This is a genomic window from Ammoniphilus soli, from assembly GCF_040813775.1.
In genome coordinates this window covers 1-18,998 of sequence record NZ_JBEGDL010000013.1, presented here as the reverse complement: position 1 = coordinate 18,998, position 18,998 = coordinate 1, and the positions used below count along the sequence as shown (strand labels likewise).

Sequence of the window (18,998 nt, the reverse complement as noted above, 5' to 3'; positions counted from 1 at the left end):
GATATAAATCGAAAAAGTAGGGATGAGGAACTAACATGTCAAGCGAGGGTAAGGTGAATATTTTATTAGTAGATGACCGTCCGGAAAATCTACTGGCTCTGGAAGCGATTATTGAGAGAGAAGACTATCAGCTGATTAAGGCATCCTCAGGCGAAGAAGCCCTAAAGCTTTTGCTGAAATATGATTTTGCTACGATTCTATTAGATGTTCAAATGCCTGGAATCGATGGTTTCGAGACGGCAAAAATTATTAAGGCCCGCGAAAAGTCCAAAAATATTCTTCTAATTTTTGTTACGGCGAATAATTTGGATTCGCAACATATTTTTAATGGGTACTTTGTAGGGGCGATTGACTATATTCTTAAGCCTTTTGATTCGTATATCCTAAAGGCAAAAGTCCAAGGATTTGTCGATCTTTACAAAATGAATCTGAAGCTCGTGCAACAAACCGAAGGCCTTATCAAAAAAACAATCGAGGTGGAGAAAGCTTATAAAGAGCTTTCCGTCGCTACCTCCTAGCTGCAGAGATCTGAAGCCTTGGCGAATGTCATCAGTGAAACCTCCATTGATTCTATGTTCATTCTTGATCAGCATGGAATCATCTTAAAAGTGAATCCTGCTGTTTCGGACATGTTTTTGTATCAAGAAAAAGAGATATTGGGAAAAAGCATTGAAGTCGTCTTATCTTCTGAGGGCGCCAGTGTTTACGCAAAGAATACTCTGAATATAAATACTGTTATATCAACGGGGACTAAGGGAGATGAGAAGGCAGCAGAAGTGATGGCGGTTCGAAAAGATCAAAGCACATTTCCTGCAGAGATCCTGATTGGAAGAACCTTTATTGAAGATGAGAGCATTATTGCATGTACGATACGAGATATTTCAAAGCAAAAGCAATCCCAAGAATTAATCACGTATATGGCTTATCATGATGGATTGACAGACTTGCCAAACCGCAGAAAATTTAATGATCAATTGAACCAACTCTTGATTGAAGCAAAGCAAAACAATCAATCCCTCGTCATGATGTACTTAGACATGGACCGGTTTAAATATATCAATGATTCCCTTGGGCATTTGGTGGGGGATAAGCTGCTCCAAGAGATTGCCAAAAGATTAGGCTGCAACTCTCGTAAAGGAGATTTCGTCGCGAGAATGGGCGGTGACGAGTTTAACATTCTGCTGCCGAATACGAATAGGGAAACGGCGCTTGAGATGGCGGAATCGATATTGGAAGCATTCAAAGAACCCTACTACCTCGACAAGTATGAATTATACATTACGACAAGCATTGGAATCAGTGTGTTCCCCTATGACGGCGAAGATCCCTTATCCTTGATGAAGAATGCAGATGCCGCATTATATCGGGCTAAAGAACAGGGCAAAAATAAATACCAAATTTTCCATTCAGGGATGAACATCCAGTCGTATAAGACGTTTATTTTGCAAAATGACCTGCGTAAAGCGATTGAACATGAAGAATTGAGATTGGTTTATCAACCGCGATTCGACAATAAAACCGGTGCCATTCATAGTGCAGAAGCCTTAATCCGCTGGAATCATCCTCATTGGGGAGTCATACCGCCCTCGGAATTCATTCCGTTGGCGGAGGAAACAGGACTGATTGTGGATATCGGGGAATGGGTTTTACGGAGAGCCTGCAGGCAAAATCGAGAATGGCAGAATGCAGGGATTAAACCGATCCGGATGGCTGTGAATTTTTCGGCCAAGCAATTTTTGCAGAAAAATATTTTTCAACAAGTAGAGAAAATCCTTATTGAAACGGGTTTGTCTCCTGAGTGGCTTGAGGTGGAAATTACCGAATCGGCGATTATGAAAAATGAAGATATTGTAACCAAAGCCATTACTGAAATCAAGAAAATGGGCGTTCACATCAGTATCGATGATTTTGGGACAGGCTATTCTTCTTTGAATTATCTTCGCCGCTTCCCGGTTCATACCCTGAAGATCGATAAATCGTTCATTCAGGACATTTCTTTTCGCCCTAAGGAAAGTACGGCGCTCATATCATCCATTGTATCCTTAGCCCATAGCTTAAATATGACTGTTGTTGCGGAAGGAGTAGAAACGCAGGAACAACTCACCGTGCTGAGGGAACTGAATTGTGAAGAAATACAAGGATTCCTGTTTAGCCCGCCTGTAGCGGAGAAAGAACTGGAGAGCCTTTTAAAACAAGGGTCATCGGTAGCAGCATCTTACACGGTTAAGAAAGAAAAGCGTAAGGAACCATGGCAAGATGTATTGGATACGGCCCTGACTCTTACCCAAGAGACCTTCTCGCTATCCAACCGTGAGTTTGAAGTATTCAAGCTTATTGTCAATGGATTGAGCAATAAAGAGATTTCAGAGGCGTTATTTATTAGTGAACACACCGTCAAAAACCACATCACGAGAATTTTTCAAAAACTAAACGTAAATGATCGTCTGCAAGCCATGGCCAAGGTATACCATGCTTGTATCCAGCAACCGCAGCATCTCCATGTTCAGTAATCATTTGCAAGGAGTCATCCATGAAAATTAAAACCAAGGTTTTACTGGGCTTTAGCATCATGCCCCTAGTGATTCTTATCTTTATTGGCATAGGGTGGTACCAGATTCATAGTATAAATAAAGCCACGGAACAAATGCAGACAAAATATCTGATGGTGTATGCGGCCGGGGAGATTCAAAGAGAAATTAAGAATGTAGCCATCGGGTTAAGAAATATCATGATTTATGCGGATCAAGAGGACATTCAACTGGAAATCCACACCCTACAGTCAGAAAGTGAATCCATTAACCAAAACATTCGTTCTCTTGAAGGCTATGCTTTGACTGAGGAGCAAAAAAAGCGAGTTGGGGAGTTGAAAGAGACGAATCTACGTTTTATGGAGTATAAGGACAAAATGATTGATCTTGTAAACCAAGGGCAGGAACAGACAGCGATTGCTCTGATGAATTCCGAGAGCAAGCCATTGCAAGATCAGTATTTTCAAGGGATATCACATTTATACGAATCATTTCAAAAAGATATGGGCACTTCCTTCGATCTTATTTCAAAGGACTTTCGCCAAAAGCTTTTCTGGGGCATTTTGATTTCTTTAGGCTGTTTAATTTTAGGCCTTGGTTTTTTGATCCGGGGAATCTGGAACGCAACCACACGCCTAAATCAAGTGTCCAGTGTCATCCTTGGCGTCTCTAATGGTACGTTAGTGAAGAACTAAGGCAAAAAACGGAGATCTATGAGGTTCTGAATAAGAACTTAGAAAAGGCTCGATGGGAGCTGGAAGAGAAGGCCAAGCAGCTAGCGCTAAGCTCAAAATATAAATCCGAATTCTTGGCTAATATGTCACATGAATTGCGCACTCCATTAAATAGTTTACTCATTCTGTCAAGATTGCTCGCTGAGAACAAAGACCAAAATTTAACCGATAAGCAAGTGGAATTCGCCCAACGAAAAAACGAAGATCTACGCAACGGATATTAATACAGATGTCTTACAAGCAGCCAAAACGGGGTTGTTTCCGTTAGACAATATGAAAAAGTACACCAGTAATTATATCAAAGCAGGCGGAAAAAAGGCGTTCTCGGACTACTACCATGTAACGAAACATGGCGTGAAGTTCCATTCCTCCCTAACCAAGAACGTTGTCTTTGCTCAACATAATTTAGTTACCGATGGATCCTTCAATGAATTTAATGTGATTTTGTGCAGAAATGTTCTCATCTATTTTAATAAACCTCTGCAAGACAAGGTTCAGACCCTCTTCTACAATAGCCTGGCTATGTTTGGGATCCTTGGTCTTGGGGATAAAGAAACGATAGCCTATACGAATGTAGCTGATTCTTATGAGCCAGTGGTAAGCCATCAAAAGATATATAAAAAGGTAAAATAGTCTAGGTACGAAAAGCAATTTAAATTATAAAAAATATGATGATTAATTAGAGGAAATCTTTACGGACCACAGCCAAGAGTTGTGGTCTTTTTGTGTTTACATATTGATACTTGGATAGCAGATACCCTGAAGTATATCCAATATAGAGAACCGATTAGAATGAACAATATTATCAATCCCTTTTCAACTGCATAATTTCATTGCCGTTTTACAATATATTAATGTAGAAATTTAAAGAAAGGGTAGTTCCTTTAATCTAAAGTTTCAACAAAAATAGGATTGAAAGGATATTAAAATGAAAAAATATATTGCTGTATTTAGTTTAATTATTACAATGCTCATGAATATATCTCCTGCACATGCAGCTGGAAATAAACCAAGCAATATTTATACGGTGAAAGCTGGAGATTCTTTATGGAAAATTGCCAACCAATACGGTAGTTCTGTAGAAGAGCTCAGAGCAACTAATGGATTGCAATCCAATTTATTGTTCGTGGGTCAGAAATTGTGGGTTCCGATCATGTATCAAGTTACTGCTGGGGATACACTATGGAAGCTTTCCCAAGCATATAATTCTTCCGTCCAGACCATAAAAACAACCAATGGACTTACGTCTGATTTGATACATATAGGACAAAAGTTGAAGATTTCTCCTAAAAGAATGACCATGCAAGGACAGTATATCCTGATGACAAGGGAGGAATTTAGAAAATGGTTATTTCACAATAGATTTAATAGAAAAATTAGCATAATCCAAGAACATCACACGTGGGATCCTTCATACAAGAAATTTAATGGTTCCAATCATTTTTCATTGCTCAAAGGTATGGAGAGGTTTCATGTTGAAGGAATGGGATGGAAGAATATAGCTCAAAACATAACAACATTTCCGGATGGAAAAATAGCCGTTTGTAGACCGTTTAACATGGCTCCCGAAGGTTCAATTGGATTAAAGAATAAAGCTGCAGGGTTACCCGTTTTAGCAAAATCGGTATTCATTGAAAATGTTGGAGACTTCGATAAAGGTCATGATGAAATGACGGAGGAACAAAAGGAAACGATTGTATACGTGGCTGCCTTGCTTAGTATAAAATTTGGGTTAACTCCTTCCATTGACAGTATCACTTATCATCATTGGTGGGATATCTATACTGGAGAAAGAGTATTGGATCACAGTGCAGGGCATGCAGTTAAAACTTGCCCCGGTACTGGATTTTTCGGGGGGAATTCCACAAATAGTGCAAAAAACCATTTTTATCCCTTAGTGTCCCGCAAAATGAAAGAAATTTTAGCATCTATTCGATAAACTTTTGTCAAACCGTCTAGATATAATTAAGCTAAACGACCGTACAAGCATATACTTGTTCGGTTTTTTTTGTTTGAATATCACTCCAAATCTGGAACACACCACAAATGAAGAAGTCCTAGGGAATGCCTATTGGCAGTAGCTAGGACTCTGAAGTACTAGAAGGTTCATCACATCCTCCTAGATTATAAATTTAAGACAAGTTCCTTCGATTTTGCGCGGGAGACACAGGTCAAGATCACCTTGTTTTGCTTTTTTTCCTCCTCGCTGAGAAACAGATCCCGGTGGTCCACCTGGCCTTCTAACACTTCCACTTCACAGCTCCCGCACCCGCCGCTCCGACAGGAATAAGGGGCCTTAACCCCAGACTGCAGCAGGCATTCCAAGAGGGACTGCTCGCTTGAAACATCCAGGGCTTGCCCGCTTTGCTTCAGAACCACCTGGAAGGGATCGGAGGATCCAAAAGTAGGAGGAGCGAAAAGCTCATAATGAATACTCCCCTTGGGATACCCATAAGACGAAGCTTCATCGGAAAACTGCTTGATCATGGCTTCTGGTCCGCAGAAGTAGACATGGGACCCGATCGGTTGATCCTTCATGGATTCTGTTGTCAGCTTTTGGCTGGACGGGTCCTCTGAAAAGTAGAATCGGCACTTTTCAGGATAAGTTTCTTGAAGCAGCGAATAGAAAGCACATTCCTCTTTGGATTTGGCCGCATAGTGAAGCTCAAAGGAACGATGTTTTGCTTCGAGATCTGCCATCATGGCCAGGAAAGGGGTAATTCCAATCCCGGCCGCGTAAAATACATGATGGCGTGCCTGGAAGCTCAAGGGGAAGTGATTTTTGGGATAGCTGATTTCAAGCAAGTCACCTTCTCGAATCGAGTCATGCCAGTAGACCGAACCGCCTTTCGATGTCGGACTCCGACGGATGGCAATCGCGTAATAGTCACGCTGAGATGGATCCTGAGCGAGAGAGTAGCTTCGCTCGATGATCTGATCGGTATCAGCATCCCTTACATAGGTGGTAATATAAGCACCACCGGAAAAAGGGGGAAGGGGTTTGCCATCGGCTCGAATCAGTTCGAATCGTTTGACATAAGGGGTCTCCTTATGGATATGAGCGACATAAACGGTTAGTTTTGCTGCGGATGGGTTCATCCATTTCACCTGCCTCAATTAAGTCAGTCTAATGAAGCCCAAATAAGCTTTCCACCTCCGTGAATAGTGCTGGGATATGTCCAGCGAGACCCCGCATTGAGGGCAACAAGCCGATGGGCTGGGATATTCGTCCAATCGATGAACCCCATAACACTTGGGACAAAACAGCCGTACAGGCGGAGTGCCTATTCCATGAATTTCCACCTCTTGTTCTGTAAACCCGGCTTCCATCGCTCGTTCTGCGACGGATTCGACCGTTTCCCAATTTCCGGCCAGATAAAGCCTGGTTCCCATTTTTTGTTCCGCCAGGATGTGGGGAAGATCAGCAGGATCTAGCATTCGAATCCGCCTGTCCAAGGCAGAAGGGTAATCACCTAGGAGGAAGATCCCCGATGCGATACCGTTGGAGGGGAGGGAATCGACCCGTTTTAAAACGAGTTCGATTCCTGCGAAATCAGCAATCACTAAATGCCTTCGGAGACGGGCCACTGCTGAGTCCTTTTCGATCGCTTCTTTCATTGCCAGATCGGACATGGAACCATCTCCTCTACATGAAAGCAGGCTCAGGCGAGCGGTGGGCTGCATATACAGCGACTCCATCACTTTCGCCGTCAAAAATCACCTTAAACGGAGGAGTAAAGACGAAAATATCCCCGACGTGACCTTCATAACGATTTCCTTCTGTATCCCGAACCACGATTTTTCCGCTGACCACGACCTTGATTTCCAAAAAGGCATATTCAAACTCGAAATCGCAAGAGGACTGCATGGCGAACCGGCCGGTTGTTAAGGCATCCAATTGATGGGTAATGGGAATGTCGATAATCTGGCTTTTCACAGAAGGAATGCCAAGGTAATCATTCAATTCGATCATTTCGGGAGAACCCGCCTTGATCAGTTGGATTCCCGGTCTTTGGCTCAAATAAGCATAAGTCGTTTCTTTTGTCTTTTCCATTCTCATCATTCTCCTTTTCAATTGAATTAAGCGTCCATCCAGGGCATGCCGACGAGGGTTCGGCCGATCCATTCCCGCAGGATCTCATTGGTGGGTCCCATGACTGCTCCAGCCCGGCCATCACGCAGATAGCGTTCGACCGATCCTGTTTTATAGCCGCGACCGCCGGAAATCTGCAGCGCTTGGTTGGTTACCGTAATGACGATGTCGGCAGAATGGGTCTTCAGCTGCCACAGCATATATAATAGATCGCTCATGGGTTGCCCAGCCTTCCCGAATCGATCCATTTCCGCCGCTACACGGTAAAGCATACTGCGGGCACTGTCAATCAGGATCTGGGCTTTGGCTAATTCGTGCCGAATGACCTGGTATCCGGCAACCGATGAACCGGAGTCTACGTGCACTTTCTTTTTGGCACCGTCTATCGCTGCATTCAGTGCCCCTTGAGCGACTCCAATCCAGCAGCCGCTCGTACCCAGCAAGAAGAGGGGATCGATTACATTATCATTGAACCATCCTGCTCCTCCTTCTTTACCGAGCCGGTTTTCAATCGGAACGAATACATCACGGAAGGTCATGGGTCCGCTGCTGTTCCCATTTAACCCCAAAGCGGAGAAGGGGAAGGCCTGCACGCCTTCTTGCCCATCTTCGACCAAGAGGAACATCAGCTCATCCGGATCCGAGGTCTCCGGTGAGCGGGTCTCGACCACGTACCAATCGGCTTCACCGGCACTTGTAACAAAAGATTTGTCCGCATTGAGCAGATAGCCGTTCCGCGTTTTCGGCGCGGAGCTGACGACTTTCCAGAAATGGCTTCCCGTGGCCGGTTCACTGAACGCCAGGGCGCCGACTCGTCCCTGCAGCACGCCTGGAATGAAACGCTGGCGTTGTTCTTCGGTTCCCGATGCGTACAGGGTATGTACCGCGGCGGTATGCATGACCCAAACCATGGTTGTGGATGTGCAGTATTGGGCAAGGATCTGGGAAAGGACACAAAATCCGGTATACCCTTTTCCTGTGCCGCCGTAGGAAGGGGGGAGAGTGACCGCGCCAAACCCGGCTTTCGCAAGGGCTTCTAGGCTTTTCCGCGGAAAGCGGCGTTCCCGGTCATTGCTCTCCGCATCAGGGAGGAGTACGGATTCCCCGATTTCCTTTGCCTTGGAAATGAGCGACTCCAAGCCTCGCGGAAATTCCCACCCGTCCGGGATCGAAGCGACTTCCGGGATGAACTGATTAAGGGCCGACTTTGTTTTGATGACCTCTGTACTCAACTGTTCAACCTCCTTGATTTTGGTTTTTTATTTCATAAACGCGGGTTCTGGGAGGCGGTGACCGAAATAAACGGCTGTGCCGTTGCTTTCCTTATCAAAGATCACGTTGGTGACTGGCGTAAAAACGTAGATGTCGCCCGGATAAGCTTCATAGCGGTTTCCTTGTTCGTCCCGAACAATAATGCAGCCGCTGGTAACTACCTTTACTTCCAAATAAGTATATTGGAAGAGGAAATCTTCGGAAGGCTGCATCGCATATCTTCCGACTTGAAGCTCGTCGAGTCTGGAAGTGATCGGAACATCCATGATTTGGCTTTTTAGATCAGGCAACCCCAAGAGATGGTTCAACTCTTTCATGGCGGGCGTTCCCGCTTTGAGGAGGACAATCCCCGGTTTTTCGCTTACATACTCATACGTTTGATTTTCGGTAGAGATATTGGACATTTGAAATCACCCTTTCAGTTTGAATAGGAAATGAATGGAGCCTGCGTTTATTCAAGGGAAGCAAAACAACGAACGGGAGAACCGTCTGCACGGGCCAGCGGCAACGGAACCATCCATACCTCACGAAGCGGGATAAAGGTGCAGGATTTTTCCAGCAACGGATCAAACCCGCATAAATTCTCTGCCACCAGCACATCATGGCTAAGCAAAATCTGATGAACTTGATCCTCATCGGTTAGGCTGGCGTCGGTATTGGGCGTATCCACCCCAACGAGCGAAACCTGTTTCTCGACGAGCCAGCGGGCTGCGTCCTGGCTCAAGTAGGGATGATCGAAGTATCGCTCGCTTGCCCACTGGTGTTCCCAACCGGTTCGAATCAATAGAAAGCTGCCAGGCAATAAATGAGAAAATCCTACGACAGCGGCAGCCAAGTGTTCCGGCTCGATCGGCTGTCTGTCTTTGAGATTTTTCAGCATAATGACCCCGCCATGGCTGCGCCATCGATGGAGAGGATAGGCATCCATGGTGGCTCCATCAGGGAAGACATGTTTAGGCGTATCGACACTCGTTCCGGAATGCGTGCTAAGGGACAAGGCCACTGTCGCATAAGGAACCGTTTGCCGATATTCCATTAGAACTTCCGGTTCGCCTGGATAAACCGGCATGCCGTGTTGAATAGGTCGTGTAAAATCCAAGAGCATTCTCATGCTTTACCTCCTTTCATTCTTTTGATGGGTCATTGTGATCTGACTTGCCTTTATCATCACATGTTTTTAAAAAAGCCTAAACAGAAATATCCCGAATATTGGTAAGAGTTTTACTTTTATTGTCAATTAATCTGACATGATGCTCCCTGCGCCATATCGAGCATGTGGAATGATATATAATCTAACAGACTTATCTGAAAAATCTCATAGTTTGGGAAGGATCACTTTTTTCGTTATAAAAAACGAGACATGATGGAAATAGGAAAGGAACTAAACCAATGAAAGAGGTGATCCGATGAATGTTAATGAATTAAAAGCTTCCTTTGACTTGTTTGCCCAGATGAATATCGAGGCCTATTACTGGTGGTGCATTGGGTTGATGTTTGCGATCCATGCCGGATTTATGGCTTACGAGATGGGGGCGTCACGGGTGAAAAACGTGATGGCATCAGGAATGAAAAACCTAATGACCCTAGCGGTGGTCATTCCGGGTTTCTATTTTATCGGGTGGTGGATCTATAATGCCTTTCCCGAGGGTATAAGCCCGCGATTTGATGAATTATCGATGGCTGCTCTTCCCTGGAGCCCGAATATGGCTCCCAATCTGAGCGATCATCTCAGTGGGGTGTTTTGGGGGGCTTTTGCTCTGTTCGCCTGTACGACCGCCTCCATTTTATCCGGCGCAATTATTGAAAGAATCCGTTTAAGTGCTTACCTCATTCTCGCCCTGGTACTCGGTTGCTTTGTTTGGATCATGGGAGCCGCATGGGGCTGGCATGGAGATGGGTGGATGCTGTCCCAATTAGGGTACCATGATGTAGGGGCATCAGGGGTGGTCCATGGCATTGCGGGGATGTTTGCACTGGGTGTGCTCATGAATTTAGGCCCGAGAATCGGCAAATATGACGGAAAGGGAGACATCCGCAGCATTCTGCCTCATAATCTGCCTTTTGTTTTTATTGGATTCATGCTGATCTACGTGGGTTTCTTCGGATTTCTGGCAGGCTGCTTGATTTTCCAGGTGGGCGCCGATTGGATTACCATCTATGGAACTCCGACGACCTTGTCCGCTTTAGCTTTTAACTCTCTTATGGGATTTGCCGGCGGGATTCTGGGTGCTTATTTATCGTCTAAAGGAGACCCGTTCTGGACGATTTCCGGAGGTATCGCCGGGTTTATTTCCATAGGTGCTGGAATCGATCTGTATCACCCGGCTTTAGCGTTAGTGATCAGTGGGATGGGCGGTTTGTTCATGCCATTTATTGGAGCCTGGCTGGAGCGGCGGGGGATTGATGATCCGGTGGGAGCGGTTGCCGCGCATGGCATGGTCGGACTATGGGGAGTCATTGCCGTGGGTTTATTCGCCTCGGGGTATCCGAACTTAAACGGTCCGGAGATTTCCTTGGTCGGCCAGCTGATAGGAACCCTTGTCATCGCCGCATTGGGCTTCATTCCCGGATATGTCACCTCGTTTGTGCTGAAAAAACTGGGTGCCCTGCGGATTCCCACTGAGGTGGAGATCGTCGGGCTTGATCTGCCCGAATTTGCCATGGAAGCTTATCCCGAAGAACACACAGAAGGAAAAGTCCATCCATTTCTGCTTCATAAAAAACAAAGCTTATAAAAAGGGAGGAAAAAAGATGAATACAAGTCCAATTTCGACATGGGAAGGCGCTGCGGCGTATTATACATTTGGAGCGGAGGGAATCGGGGTGTCTATCGCGCTGATCAGCGCGGCAGCCTTGCTGTTGTTCGTGTTCATCCGGATGATTCAGCATGAGAATCATTGCTATCAGGAAGCGCAACATGCTTTTCCCCTTATGACAGGCGAGTCGGTTTCATCTGTAAACCTATATGAGTCGCTCGAAAGCGGCGGGTTTGTCACAATGGCTATCCAACAAGGAGACTGAAAGAAGGAAGGGGCATGCTCCCCTTCCCTTCTAGTGTCAGGTTATATGACAAGCAAAATCAAATGATCTTATTATGTGAGATAATTCGATTTTCGGGCAGCGATCTTTTCGAGATAATGAGGTTAGGAACAAACTTATAGGTTTCCTGCATAACACAATGAAGGGATGGATCGATCTTGGGGAAAATGAATCTGGCATTAGCGAAAAAATTAATTGAAGCGGCCGAACAAAAGTCAAAAGAATTGGGACTGGCTATGGTGATTTCCGTGGTGGATGAAGGAGGCAATCTGATTGCCTGCCACCGTATGGATGATGCTTGGCTGCTGAGCGTTGACATCTCTCAAAATAAGGCTTGGACCTCGGTAGCGGTTAAGCTTCCCACCGCTGCTTTAGCTGATTTAACGGTGCCGGGTGCAGAGCTATGGGGACTGAACACCACCAATGAAGGAAGAATCGTCCTGTTTGGAGGAGGGATTCCGCTGATGGAAGACGGTAAAGTAATTGGGGCCGTCGGAGTGAGCGGCAGCACAGTGCCGAACGACGTTCTCGTGGCGGAAGCGGCTGTCCAGGCGTTCAACGTATTAGTTCCGGTATAGGAGTGAACATGCTGCCTCAGGATGTTTCCTGGGAAAGTCTTGAGGCAGAACATCAAAACAAAGGAGGCAGCTTCATGAATCAAACCCTATCCAGTCAGTTCCCTTTTCCTTTTCAGGATGACACCTATCGTTATTCGAATAATTCTCGCCCCTTGGATCCCCCGTACTGTCTCGACATGACGCAGGAATATGAGGGAGAAATCCGCCTGAAGCGGGAGCTTCTTGAGAAATACCCCGATCGCTGCTTTCAGTCTTTTCCGCACACCCTTGAAGCGCAATGGGAAGTGTTGGACATGCTGGTCCATGAGATGGCAGTGATCCACCCCAGCTCTTTCAGTCTTCTGAAAAACGACGATCTTTGGACGTTTACCAATCATCGGACGGGTGAGGAGCATCGTTTCGTGTTTGGCGATGCATCCACTCTGCCTTGTGAGCCTTTAGATTTTATCGGCCGGCATATCCAGGAAGATTTGGTTCTGGTGATGCAGCGGGATGGAAATCTGTACATGGATGCGGGGCAGCTTTGCTTTCCCGCCAATTGGTCCATCAAGTTTGATTTGGGGATGAGCTATACGGAATTCCATTCCCCGGTACCGGTCTTTTCGGATAGCGGTATCGCAGCGAAAGTCCGAGACTTCCTGATGCGCATGGAAGCAGGAAAACCATGGACCCGGTATAACTGGACGATGACCGTCGATGGACGATATGATACCTTCCCGGAGAATTTTGACGAGTGGGGGCCGGAGAGAGAGAAGGTCACGGCAGAAAACGCAGGAGAGACCGTCTATCTTCGCGTGGAGGATCAGCGCTTATTTAGATTGCTGCGCAGTCAGGCCATCCTGTTTAGCATTCATACCCATCTGATTTCGCTCGAAGAACTGATCCAAAACGAGGCCTGGGGAGTACGCCTGCAAAAAGTATTAATAGATTTGCCTGATTATATTTGCGAATATAAAGGATTTTCGGGATATAAAGATGAAATCATCGGTTATCTGAAAAACAAATTGCCGATTCGATCTTAAGTTCGGAGATTCGCCATGTTTGAAATAGGAGAGATTGTGCAGCTGGTGAACGAGCGCCATCCGTTTTTTGGTCGCCTCGCCGAAGTGCTGTCGGTGGATGATCAGCAATGGTATAGAATCAAGCTGAATGATGAAAGTACCTTATCTGTATATGTTTCTGATCTCGTCTCAGGTTGGAGCAAATATATGCTTCTGGGGTGGGGCTGACCTTCAAGTACAAGGATGCTTGGGGTTCAGCCCCTTTTTGTAGTTATCGAACATCAAAAACGAAGGAAGAGAGCCAATAAAATAGTTGGAAAATCGACACTTAACCATAAAACTTTATAAGATTTCATAGAAAATAGTTGGATATTCGTCTACTAATCACGGTAAATGCTAGGTTTCAGATCGTTTTATCGATGATAAGTGGACTTTTTCCAACTATTCCCTTATAATTTTTCTTCATTTTTAAAATTAGTGGAGTTTTTCCCATTAAATCCTCAGTATGGACCAGCTTTGGATTAACCGTTCCTCCATTCTCTTTTTTGCGGGAGCCACCCTAATTCTTCTGAGATATCTGAACCGGATTGCTTAACGGCATGAACAAGCCGAGGCAAATTTTCCTTTATAAACGAAGATTCATACCCAGCGATGCTAATCGAGCCGATGATTTGGTTATCCCAGCTAAAAATAGGAGCGGCAAGGCCTACTGTCCCTTCAGTGGTTTCGCCATAGCTGATGGCGTAACCTTGCTGGCGTATGCGAATCAGTTCAATTTGCAGTATTTCCCTATTGGTGATGGTAGACTTAGTGCGGGCAGGGAGAGGACTCAGATCATTCAAGATTTGGTTCTGTAGCTTCTCTTTGAGAAAGGCAAGGATAACTTTTTTAGAAGCTCCAATATGTAAGGGCAAACGCATTCCGATCGGTTCGCTACTTTTATAGATGGGGGAAGGGTTAACCGAATCAACGAAAATGCCGTCATGTCCTTCTCTAATGGTAAGGTAGACACTCGCTCCTGTCTTCTTGGATAGCTTTTCCAAAAATGGCCTCGCCGCTGTGCGTACGGAGATGTTGTCCCAAACCATAAAGCCGAATTGCATCAAGGTCATGCCCAGCCGGAACTTTCTGGTTTCCTTGTTTTGGTAGACTAAACCGCTCTTGGTCATGGATAAAAGAAGACGATGGACGGTTTGGACCGGTATATTCAACTCTCGGCTAATTTGTGTCGCGCTCCTTTCATTCTCATCCTCATTGGGTGCCAGGGCATGCAATAGTTGCATCATTTTACTGATTACATCGGCCATGTAGGGGCTATCCTCCTTTTATTTCGACTCTAATCTTCTGATTTCCACTTCCTTCACCGTCATGCTTAATGATAACGTGTTATTCCGATCCTTCATTGTAAAAAACGAAACGGAATTGTCAGTTGTAGTTCTTACACATGCAATTAATTGAATATTAAGGATAGCCCTGGGCAAATTATTTTTATTAAATTTACTTGGGAAGGAACGAAATGATGAACTCTAATCTTGAAGAAAAATTATCCCAACTTTCGGAAGCATCAGCAAGCATTGAAACTACCCATAGCGATGAGGTATTGCGTTTTTATGTAGGTAAAGCCCTAGATGAATGGATGAAGATGCAGGCAATTGGACCCATCTCGGAAGAAAACGCAGACCATTTATTGACCCAATTGGCATATGATTGCTATCGCGTGGGTTACGTGGCTGAGGAAGAAAAAGCTGATGACACACCTTTAATGTAAAGAAGGAAAATCGTTTGAAAAGCAGAGGATGAGGCACCCATTGAGGTGCTTTTTATTTTTATGGTGGAGCATTGAGGGATTTAATATCATTTGACATTATCGTTAACCCATTGTATTGCCAGGAACCTGCTCTATAATGCCATCATAGGATGTAAAATCCAAGAGAAAACAAGGTGATTGTCCTGGAAGCTGGATCTTTTTTTCGAGTGCTATTTTCTATCTCTCTGTCAGGTTTAATTGCCGGTATGTTATTGCCGGTTTTTATAGAAACACTCCCTTACGTGGATGAGAAGAAAGCTCAAAAAAGGGCGGAGGACGTGCTGTTACAAGCTGGAGCAGTGTTAAATTTTCAAAACAATTAAAATGTTGTGAGCTACGATCAGGCCAGGAAGTTTTCCAAGCATCCGGAAAAGTTCGGCACAGGCATACCTGATGGGATTGTAGCATCGGAAACGTCCAACAATGCCGGGGGGCTTTCATCCCCACCTAGCATGGAGCAAGAAACTAAGGAATCGAATGTGATGAGCCCGAAGTGGGGGAACGAGGAGAAGGGATGGTCACCGCCGTAATTTCTCGTTGGAGATGTAATCTAAGATAAAGATTGTCTTCTCAATTCTCCCCTATATCATAGGGGGTAACAAAATGATCGGTTGGGAAAAGTGCGTTAAAGCTTTTTTCGAGAGAGAACGTAGACGGTGGTTGAAGATGAGGTAAGGAAAGAAAAAACTAACATCTGCAGAAAAAGAAAAAAGCCCATCATCATAGAGGGACTTTTTCCACCTAAACCGGCAATCGTGAGGGGAAATTGCCATTAATAGTTTAAGCGATTTATAAAGTATTATCCAACCGCAACGTTTCTAAGAAAAAATGGACGGAATTAAAGAGGGTACCATCTGGAGTAACTTGTCGAGGTAGCCCCACCACAAAAGCTCTCTACCTACATTATCCAAAATGACTGAAAAAATTCCGATTAATGTCCCATAGAGCAAAATTTCAACTTGTCTTTGTCGATAAGCTATCTTCCACCTTATCACCCAAGGGGAGAATGACCTTAAAGAATATTAGGAAAAATGGAAGATTAACGTATGGAGGATTGGATACAAGAAAACTTACAAATTAGGGTAATTCAACAAGTTCACTATGATAGAGGCATATACATGGAACATGTCCAACTGTTTTGGAGATGATTATGAATCATGCCCTTTTTATCGAAAGGTATAGCCATTATTTTAGGGAGTTTCGTTCTATCCATGGGGATTAATTTTTTTCTTGTACCATTTGAGTTGCTTGATGGAGGAATTATCGGCTTAGGGTTAATTGTCAGGTACTTGTTGGGGGTCAAAGCGGGTATAACGATCATTGTGCTAAGTATTCCAATCTTTGTTAATGCATGGTTTTATTATCGAAATTATTTTTATAACAGCTTACACGGAATGTTGATTTCTTCTTTCATGATTGACTTGCTTTATCCCTTTCATGACTCTGTTCTTACTTATGTTCCATTTTCATCTCTTATGAGTTCAATGATTGGCGGCGCACTTGTGGGTCTTGGTATTGGGATCATGCTTCGCTATAAAACAAGTACCGGTGGAACTGACTTATTAGCACAATTTCTAGCTGATATCTTTCGAATTAATGTCGGGATAATAATTTTTTCTATTGACATAGTTGTAATCTTTATAGGTGGGATCCTGATTTCCACAGAAACTTTTTTATTGTCCATGGTCACCATTATATTTGTGGGATTGATGACAAGTTTGTGTACCTGGGAGAGTAGAAATGTGAGTTAATTATCGATGCTGTATTTGCATTATTTAAAAGGCGAGATTGCTTAAGAAAATTTTGCAAGCGATATTGGATTTTATCAAGTATGAACCCCCACTTATAGGTGAGGGTTGTTTTTTCTATAGATACGTTAATGACCATAATAATTAATCTGATGGAGACACAGGTCAATCAGTTTAAGTTAGTAACACCCTAAATCTAATCATGGAAATATAAAATACTTGTAAATGGAATATGAGTAGGCCTGCCTTCTACATTTAAAAGAATGTGATCGCTAAATATATTGGACAAAGTTCCCGTTAATGTTTCCCTCATAGTCGTAATCGTAATGGTTTTTCCTCTCCGTTCACGAAGGTGAGATAAAAAAGGCCTTTGGAGTTGCCTATTTGCTTCATGTTCGTAATCGATTTCCGTTTGGGAAACAGCATAACTTCACATCCCGAGATCTCCTTAGAAAAATTAATAACACCGTATTTATATGATCCACCACTCCAAGGGAGACTAGTTTTATCTCAGTTAAGATATCGTACCCACAAAATGAGCAGGTAATGTTTTGCTTTCTCTCGAAGGCTGGGGATTTTTTTGTATTTTCTTGATGAAAATGGACATAACAAGATTAAACTACGAAAGAAGGAGTTTAATAATGACTATTATTCGTCACCTCATTCGTTTTTCCGTTGCAGCACTTGTATTTTTATTAATTGGATGGATTGTCCCAGGAATCGAGGTTGTCGGGTATTGGAGTGCATTCTTAGCTGCAATTATTATTGCAGCGATTGGATGGGGGATTGAAGCATTTATGGGACCGAGAATATCCCCTTATAGCCGCGGGTTTATTGGATTTATTGTAAGCGCGATTGTAATATACCTTACACAGTTTTTTATTGCAGGTGTTAGGGTCACAATTATTGGGGCATTGATGGCAGCTATCGCAATAGGGATTGTTGATTTGTTTGTACTAGCCAAACCGCGTTTTGCTCAGAAAGCGGAGGAGGAGTGGATTAAAAGCTTCCAACCGCATCGATGCCAAGTAAGATTCTGGGTACCAATCCTTTTACACGTAAATTTCGGCGGAATTGAACTAACTTAGCTAGAATTTGAGGTTTTAATCGGATCATTCTATGGTTGAATTACACTGATTTATATATTGTGATGTAAGAAAAAGACCGGGATTCCCCCGGTTTAATGTGTTATTTTTCTTCAATCGTCATTTCGTCATTTATTGCTAGACCATCGTACTGAATTTGTTGGTTTAAATCTTCCTGCATTTCTCTGTTTTTCATGATGTTAGTGAAAGGTTGCATCATTTGTTGCAATCCAATATTATTTCGAGTTCTTGTCAGAATATAGATAAAGCCTATCCCTAAAGCTAATAATACGGGCATTCCCCATTTATTGTTTCGTCTGGGTGAGAATGTTTGCAATATTTGTGGCCACATTTCTTTATTATTTCGATTTCTTTGGGTTACAGACGCAAGAATACTAATTCCTGAAGCTAATAAGAATATCAACGTTCCCCTCAAATGGTATCACCGCCATGATTAATTTTAATAAAGGTTTGGTTTAGAACCATTTGATATGTTGTCCTAATTAATTGGCCTTGTGCCATGGGAATTAATTCTGATTCTCCGTTATTGTTATAGTCATGATGACAGTAATTACCCTTTTCCTGATAATTACATTTATAATAGCTTTGAAGTAAAAAGGCCCCCAAAATGGAGGTCTTTTCCTTGTTTTAGAAACCTTTGTACTGTGGTTCCTGTTGTTCAATTTTACTTACTCGGAATTCCAGGGTATTAACTATGGATTGTGTTTGTTGAGCAACTTGAGCATACATTTGCTTGGCTTGCTGATCTTGGGTTTGGAGCGCAAAGGTTTCTAAACTTGCTTGAGCACCTTTTAATCCCGCAACTACTTGTTTAACTTGGCTGGATACCGTCATTAAATGGACCTCCGAATGAGATGATTTGAATAACCAATAGATAATGTCTCCAATGTGTTAATAAAATAAGTTTCAAGTATGTTGGTAAAATTACCCTGATAAACTAAATCAATTTATTTGAATGAAGAATCGGATATTGAACGGGTCTCAAAGAGAATATTTTTAAAGGATACATTTTATTGAGTGAGACAAAGGAGCTCACGTTTTTGTGCGCTTGGCAGCGCATCTTACTGATCGGGTTCAAGTCCCGTGTGTGCC

Annotated in this window: 25 protein-coding genes and 1 pseudogene; 16 read left to right on the top strand and 10 right to left on the bottom strand. The window is 43.6% G+C overall.

Translation table 11 applies throughout. The features are described 5' to 3' along the window. Positions 1-35: 35 nt before the first annotated feature. The 6 genes and pseudogenes from ABLT31_RS22270 (at position 36) to ABLT31_RS22245 (ending at position 5,201) form a co-directional block, all read left to right on the top strand. Complete coding sequence (locus ABLT31_RS22270; RefSeq protein ID WP_367755836.1) at positions 36-518, top strand: response regulator; 483 nt, start codon at positions 36-38, stop codon at positions 516-518. Positions 519-536: 18 nt separating this feature from the next. Continuing rightward, on the top strand, positions 537-2,510 hold the full coding sequence (locus ABLT31_RS22265) for an EAL domain-containing protein (RefSeq protein WP_367755834.1): 1,974 nt from the start codon (positions 537-539) through the stop codon (positions 2,508-2,510). A gap of 20 nt (positions 2,511-2,530) precedes the next feature. Next, positions 2,531-3,223 (top strand): MCP four helix bundle domain-containing protein, encoded by a 693-nt coding sequence (locus ABLT31_RS22260; protein WP_367755832.1) that lies wholly within the window; start codon positions 2,531-2,533, stop codon positions 3,221-3,223. A 35-nt stretch (positions 3,224-3,258) separates the two neighbouring features. Then, positions 3,259-3,453: pseudogene (locus ABLT31_RS39035) on the top strand (histidine kinase dimerization/phospho-acceptor domain-containing protein); the annotation flags it as partial. Beyond that, entirely contained in the window at positions 3,431-3,895 is a 465-nt protein-coding gene (locus ABLT31_RS22250; RefSeq protein ID WP_367756138.1) for a CheR family methyltransferase, read from the top strand. The pseudogene ABLT31_RS39035 and the gene ABLT31_RS22250, both read left to right, overlap by 23 nt. 295 nt (positions 3,896-4,190) lie before the next feature. Continuing rightward, entirely contained in the window at positions 4,191-5,201 is a 1,011-nt protein-coding gene (locus ABLT31_RS22245) for a LysM peptidoglycan-binding domain-containing protein (protein WP_367755830.1), read from the top strand. A 185-nt stretch (positions 5,202-5,386) separates the two neighbouring features. Here ABLT31_RS22245 and ABLT31_RS22240 read toward each other — a convergent pair whose 3' ends face one another. From ABLT31_RS22240 to ABLT31_RS22215, 6 genes are read right to left on the bottom strand one after another with little or no spacing between them, the layout of a single operon-like run. Further along, positions 5,387-6,361 (bottom strand): PDR/VanB family oxidoreductase, encoded by a 975-nt coding sequence (locus ABLT31_RS22240; RefSeq protein WP_367755828.1) that lies wholly within the window; start codon positions 6,359-6,361, stop codon positions 5,387-5,389. An 18-nt stretch (positions 6,362-6,379) separates the two neighbouring features. After that, entirely contained in the window at positions 6,380-6,895 is a 516-nt protein-coding gene (locus tag ABLT31_RS22235) for a dimethylamine monooxygenase subunit DmmA family protein (protein WP_367755826.1), read from the bottom strand. Positions 6,896-6,908: 13 nt separating this feature from the next. Beyond that, positions 6,909-7,316 carry a hypothetical protein gene (locus ABLT31_RS22230; protein WP_367755824.1) on the bottom strand — a complete coding sequence of 136 codons (408 nt, stop codon included), beginning with the start codon at positions 7,314-7,316 and terminating at the stop codon, positions 6,909-6,911. A gap of 26 nt (positions 7,317-7,342) precedes the next feature. Beyond that, positions 7,343-8,587, bottom strand: a complete 1,245-nt coding sequence (locus ABLT31_RS22225; RefSeq protein ID WP_367755822.1) for an acyl-CoA dehydrogenase family protein — start codon at positions 8,585-8,587, stop codon at positions 7,343-7,345. Between the two features lie 27 nt (positions 8,588-8,614). Beyond that, positions 8,615-9,031: a cupin domain-containing protein gene (locus ABLT31_RS22220; RefSeq protein WP_367755820.1), complete on the bottom strand. Its 417-nt coding sequence runs from the start codon at positions 9,029-9,031 to the stop codon at positions 8,615-8,617. Positions 9,032-9,078: 47 nt separating this feature from the next. After that, positions 9,079-9,738 (bottom strand): cyclase family protein, encoded by a 660-nt coding sequence (locus tag ABLT31_RS22215; RefSeq protein ID WP_367755818.1) that lies wholly within the window; start codon positions 9,736-9,738, stop codon positions 9,079-9,081. A gap of 295 nt (positions 9,739-10,033) precedes the next feature. Here ABLT31_RS22215 and ABLT31_RS22210 point away from each other — a divergent pair, with 295 nt between their 5' ends. From ABLT31_RS22210 to ABLT31_RS22190, 5 genes are all read left to right on the top strand, one after another. Next, the gene (locus tag ABLT31_RS22210; RefSeq protein WP_367755815.1) at positions 10,034-11,362 is read left to right on the top strand and encodes an ammonium transporter; all 1,329 of its coding nucleotides are present in this window, start codon (positions 10,034-10,036) and stop codon (positions 11,360-11,362) included. Positions 11,363-11,378: 16 nt separating this feature from the next. Continuing rightward, complete coding sequence (locus ABLT31_RS22205; protein WP_367755813.1) at positions 11,379-11,648, top strand: hypothetical protein; 270 nt, start codon at positions 11,379-11,381, stop codon at positions 11,646-11,648. A gap of 176 nt (positions 11,649-11,824) precedes the next feature. Next, complete coding sequence (locus ABLT31_RS22200) at positions 11,825-12,244, top strand: GlcG/HbpS family heme-binding protein (RefSeq protein WP_367755811.1); 420 nt, start codon at positions 11,825-11,827, stop codon at positions 12,242-12,244. Between the two features lie 74 nt (positions 12,245-12,318). Further along, on the top strand, positions 12,319-13,266 hold the full coding sequence (locus ABLT31_RS22195; RefSeq protein WP_367755809.1) for a heme-dependent oxidative N-demethylase family protein: 948 nt from the start codon (positions 12,319-12,321) through the stop codon (positions 13,264-13,266). Between the two features lie 15 nt (positions 13,267-13,281). Beyond that, positions 13,282-13,473, top strand: coding sequence for a hypothetical protein (locus ABLT31_RS22190; RefSeq protein ID WP_367755807.1), 192 nt, complete (start codon positions 13,282-13,284; stop codon positions 13,471-13,473). A gap of 293 nt (positions 13,474-13,766) precedes the next feature. Here ABLT31_RS22190 and ABLT31_RS22185 read toward each other — a convergent pair whose 3' ends face one another. Then, entirely contained in the window at positions 13,767-14,552 is a 786-nt protein-coding gene (locus ABLT31_RS22185; RefSeq protein WP_367755805.1) for an IclR family transcriptional regulator, read from the bottom strand. A 209-nt stretch (positions 14,553-14,761) separates the two neighbouring features. On the opposite strand from ABLT31_RS22185, the gene ABLT31_RS22180 reads away from it, so the two are divergent. The 4 genes from ABLT31_RS22180 (at position 14,762) to ABLT31_RS22165 (ending at position 16,803) form a co-directional block, all read left to right on the top strand. Beyond that, positions 14,762-15,013 carry a hypothetical protein gene (locus ABLT31_RS22180; protein ID WP_367755803.1) on the top strand — a complete coding sequence of 84 codons (252 nt, stop codon included), beginning with the start codon at positions 14,762-14,764 and terminating at the stop codon, positions 15,011-15,013. A 173-nt stretch (positions 15,014-15,186) separates the two neighbouring features. Beyond that, on the top strand, positions 15,187-15,375 hold the full coding sequence (locus ABLT31_RS22175; protein WP_367755801.1) for a hypothetical protein: 189 nt from the start codon (positions 15,187-15,189) through the stop codon (positions 15,373-15,375). Positions 15,376-15,381: 6 nt separating this feature from the next. Next, positions 15,382-15,582 (top strand): tripartite tricarboxylate transporter permease, encoded by a 201-nt coding sequence (locus tag ABLT31_RS22170; RefSeq protein ID WP_367755799.1) that lies wholly within the window; start codon positions 15,382-15,384, stop codon positions 15,580-15,582. Positions 15,583-16,209: 627 nt separating this feature from the next. After that, entirely contained in the window at positions 16,210-16,803 is a 594-nt protein-coding gene (locus tag ABLT31_RS22165) for a YitT family protein (protein ID WP_367755797.1), read from the top strand. A 193-nt stretch (positions 16,804-16,996) separates the two neighbouring features. Here the strand turns inward: ABLT31_RS22165 and ABLT31_RS22160 are convergent, their stop codons facing one another. Then, on the bottom strand, positions 16,997-17,206 hold the full coding sequence (locus tag ABLT31_RS22160) for a DUF2642 domain-containing protein (RefSeq protein WP_367756136.1): 210 nt from the start codon (positions 17,204-17,206) through the stop codon (positions 16,997-16,999). A gap of 235 nt (positions 17,207-17,441) precedes the next feature. Between ABLT31_RS22160 and ABLT31_RS22155 the strand changes: the two genes are divergently transcribed. Further along, positions 17,442-17,888: a phage holin family protein gene (locus ABLT31_RS22155; protein ID WP_462976524.1), complete on the top strand. Its 447-nt coding sequence runs from the start codon at positions 17,442-17,444 to the stop codon at positions 17,886-17,888. A 100-nt stretch (positions 17,889-17,988) separates the two neighbouring features. On the opposite strand, the gene ABLT31_RS22150 is transcribed toward ABLT31_RS22155, so the two are convergent. Both ABLT31_RS22150 and ABLT31_RS22145 read right to left on the bottom strand, forming a co-directional pair. Beyond that, positions 17,989-18,309 (bottom strand): hypothetical protein, encoded by a 321-nt coding sequence (locus ABLT31_RS22150; RefSeq protein WP_367755795.1) that lies wholly within the window; start codon positions 18,307-18,309, stop codon positions 17,989-17,991. A gap of 224 nt (positions 18,310-18,533) precedes the next feature. After that, positions 18,534-18,740, bottom strand: a complete 207-nt coding sequence (locus ABLT31_RS22145) for a DUF1657 domain-containing protein (protein WP_367755793.1) — start codon at positions 18,738-18,740, stop codon at positions 18,534-18,536. Between the last annotated feature and the right edge of the window lie 258 nt (positions 18,741-18,998).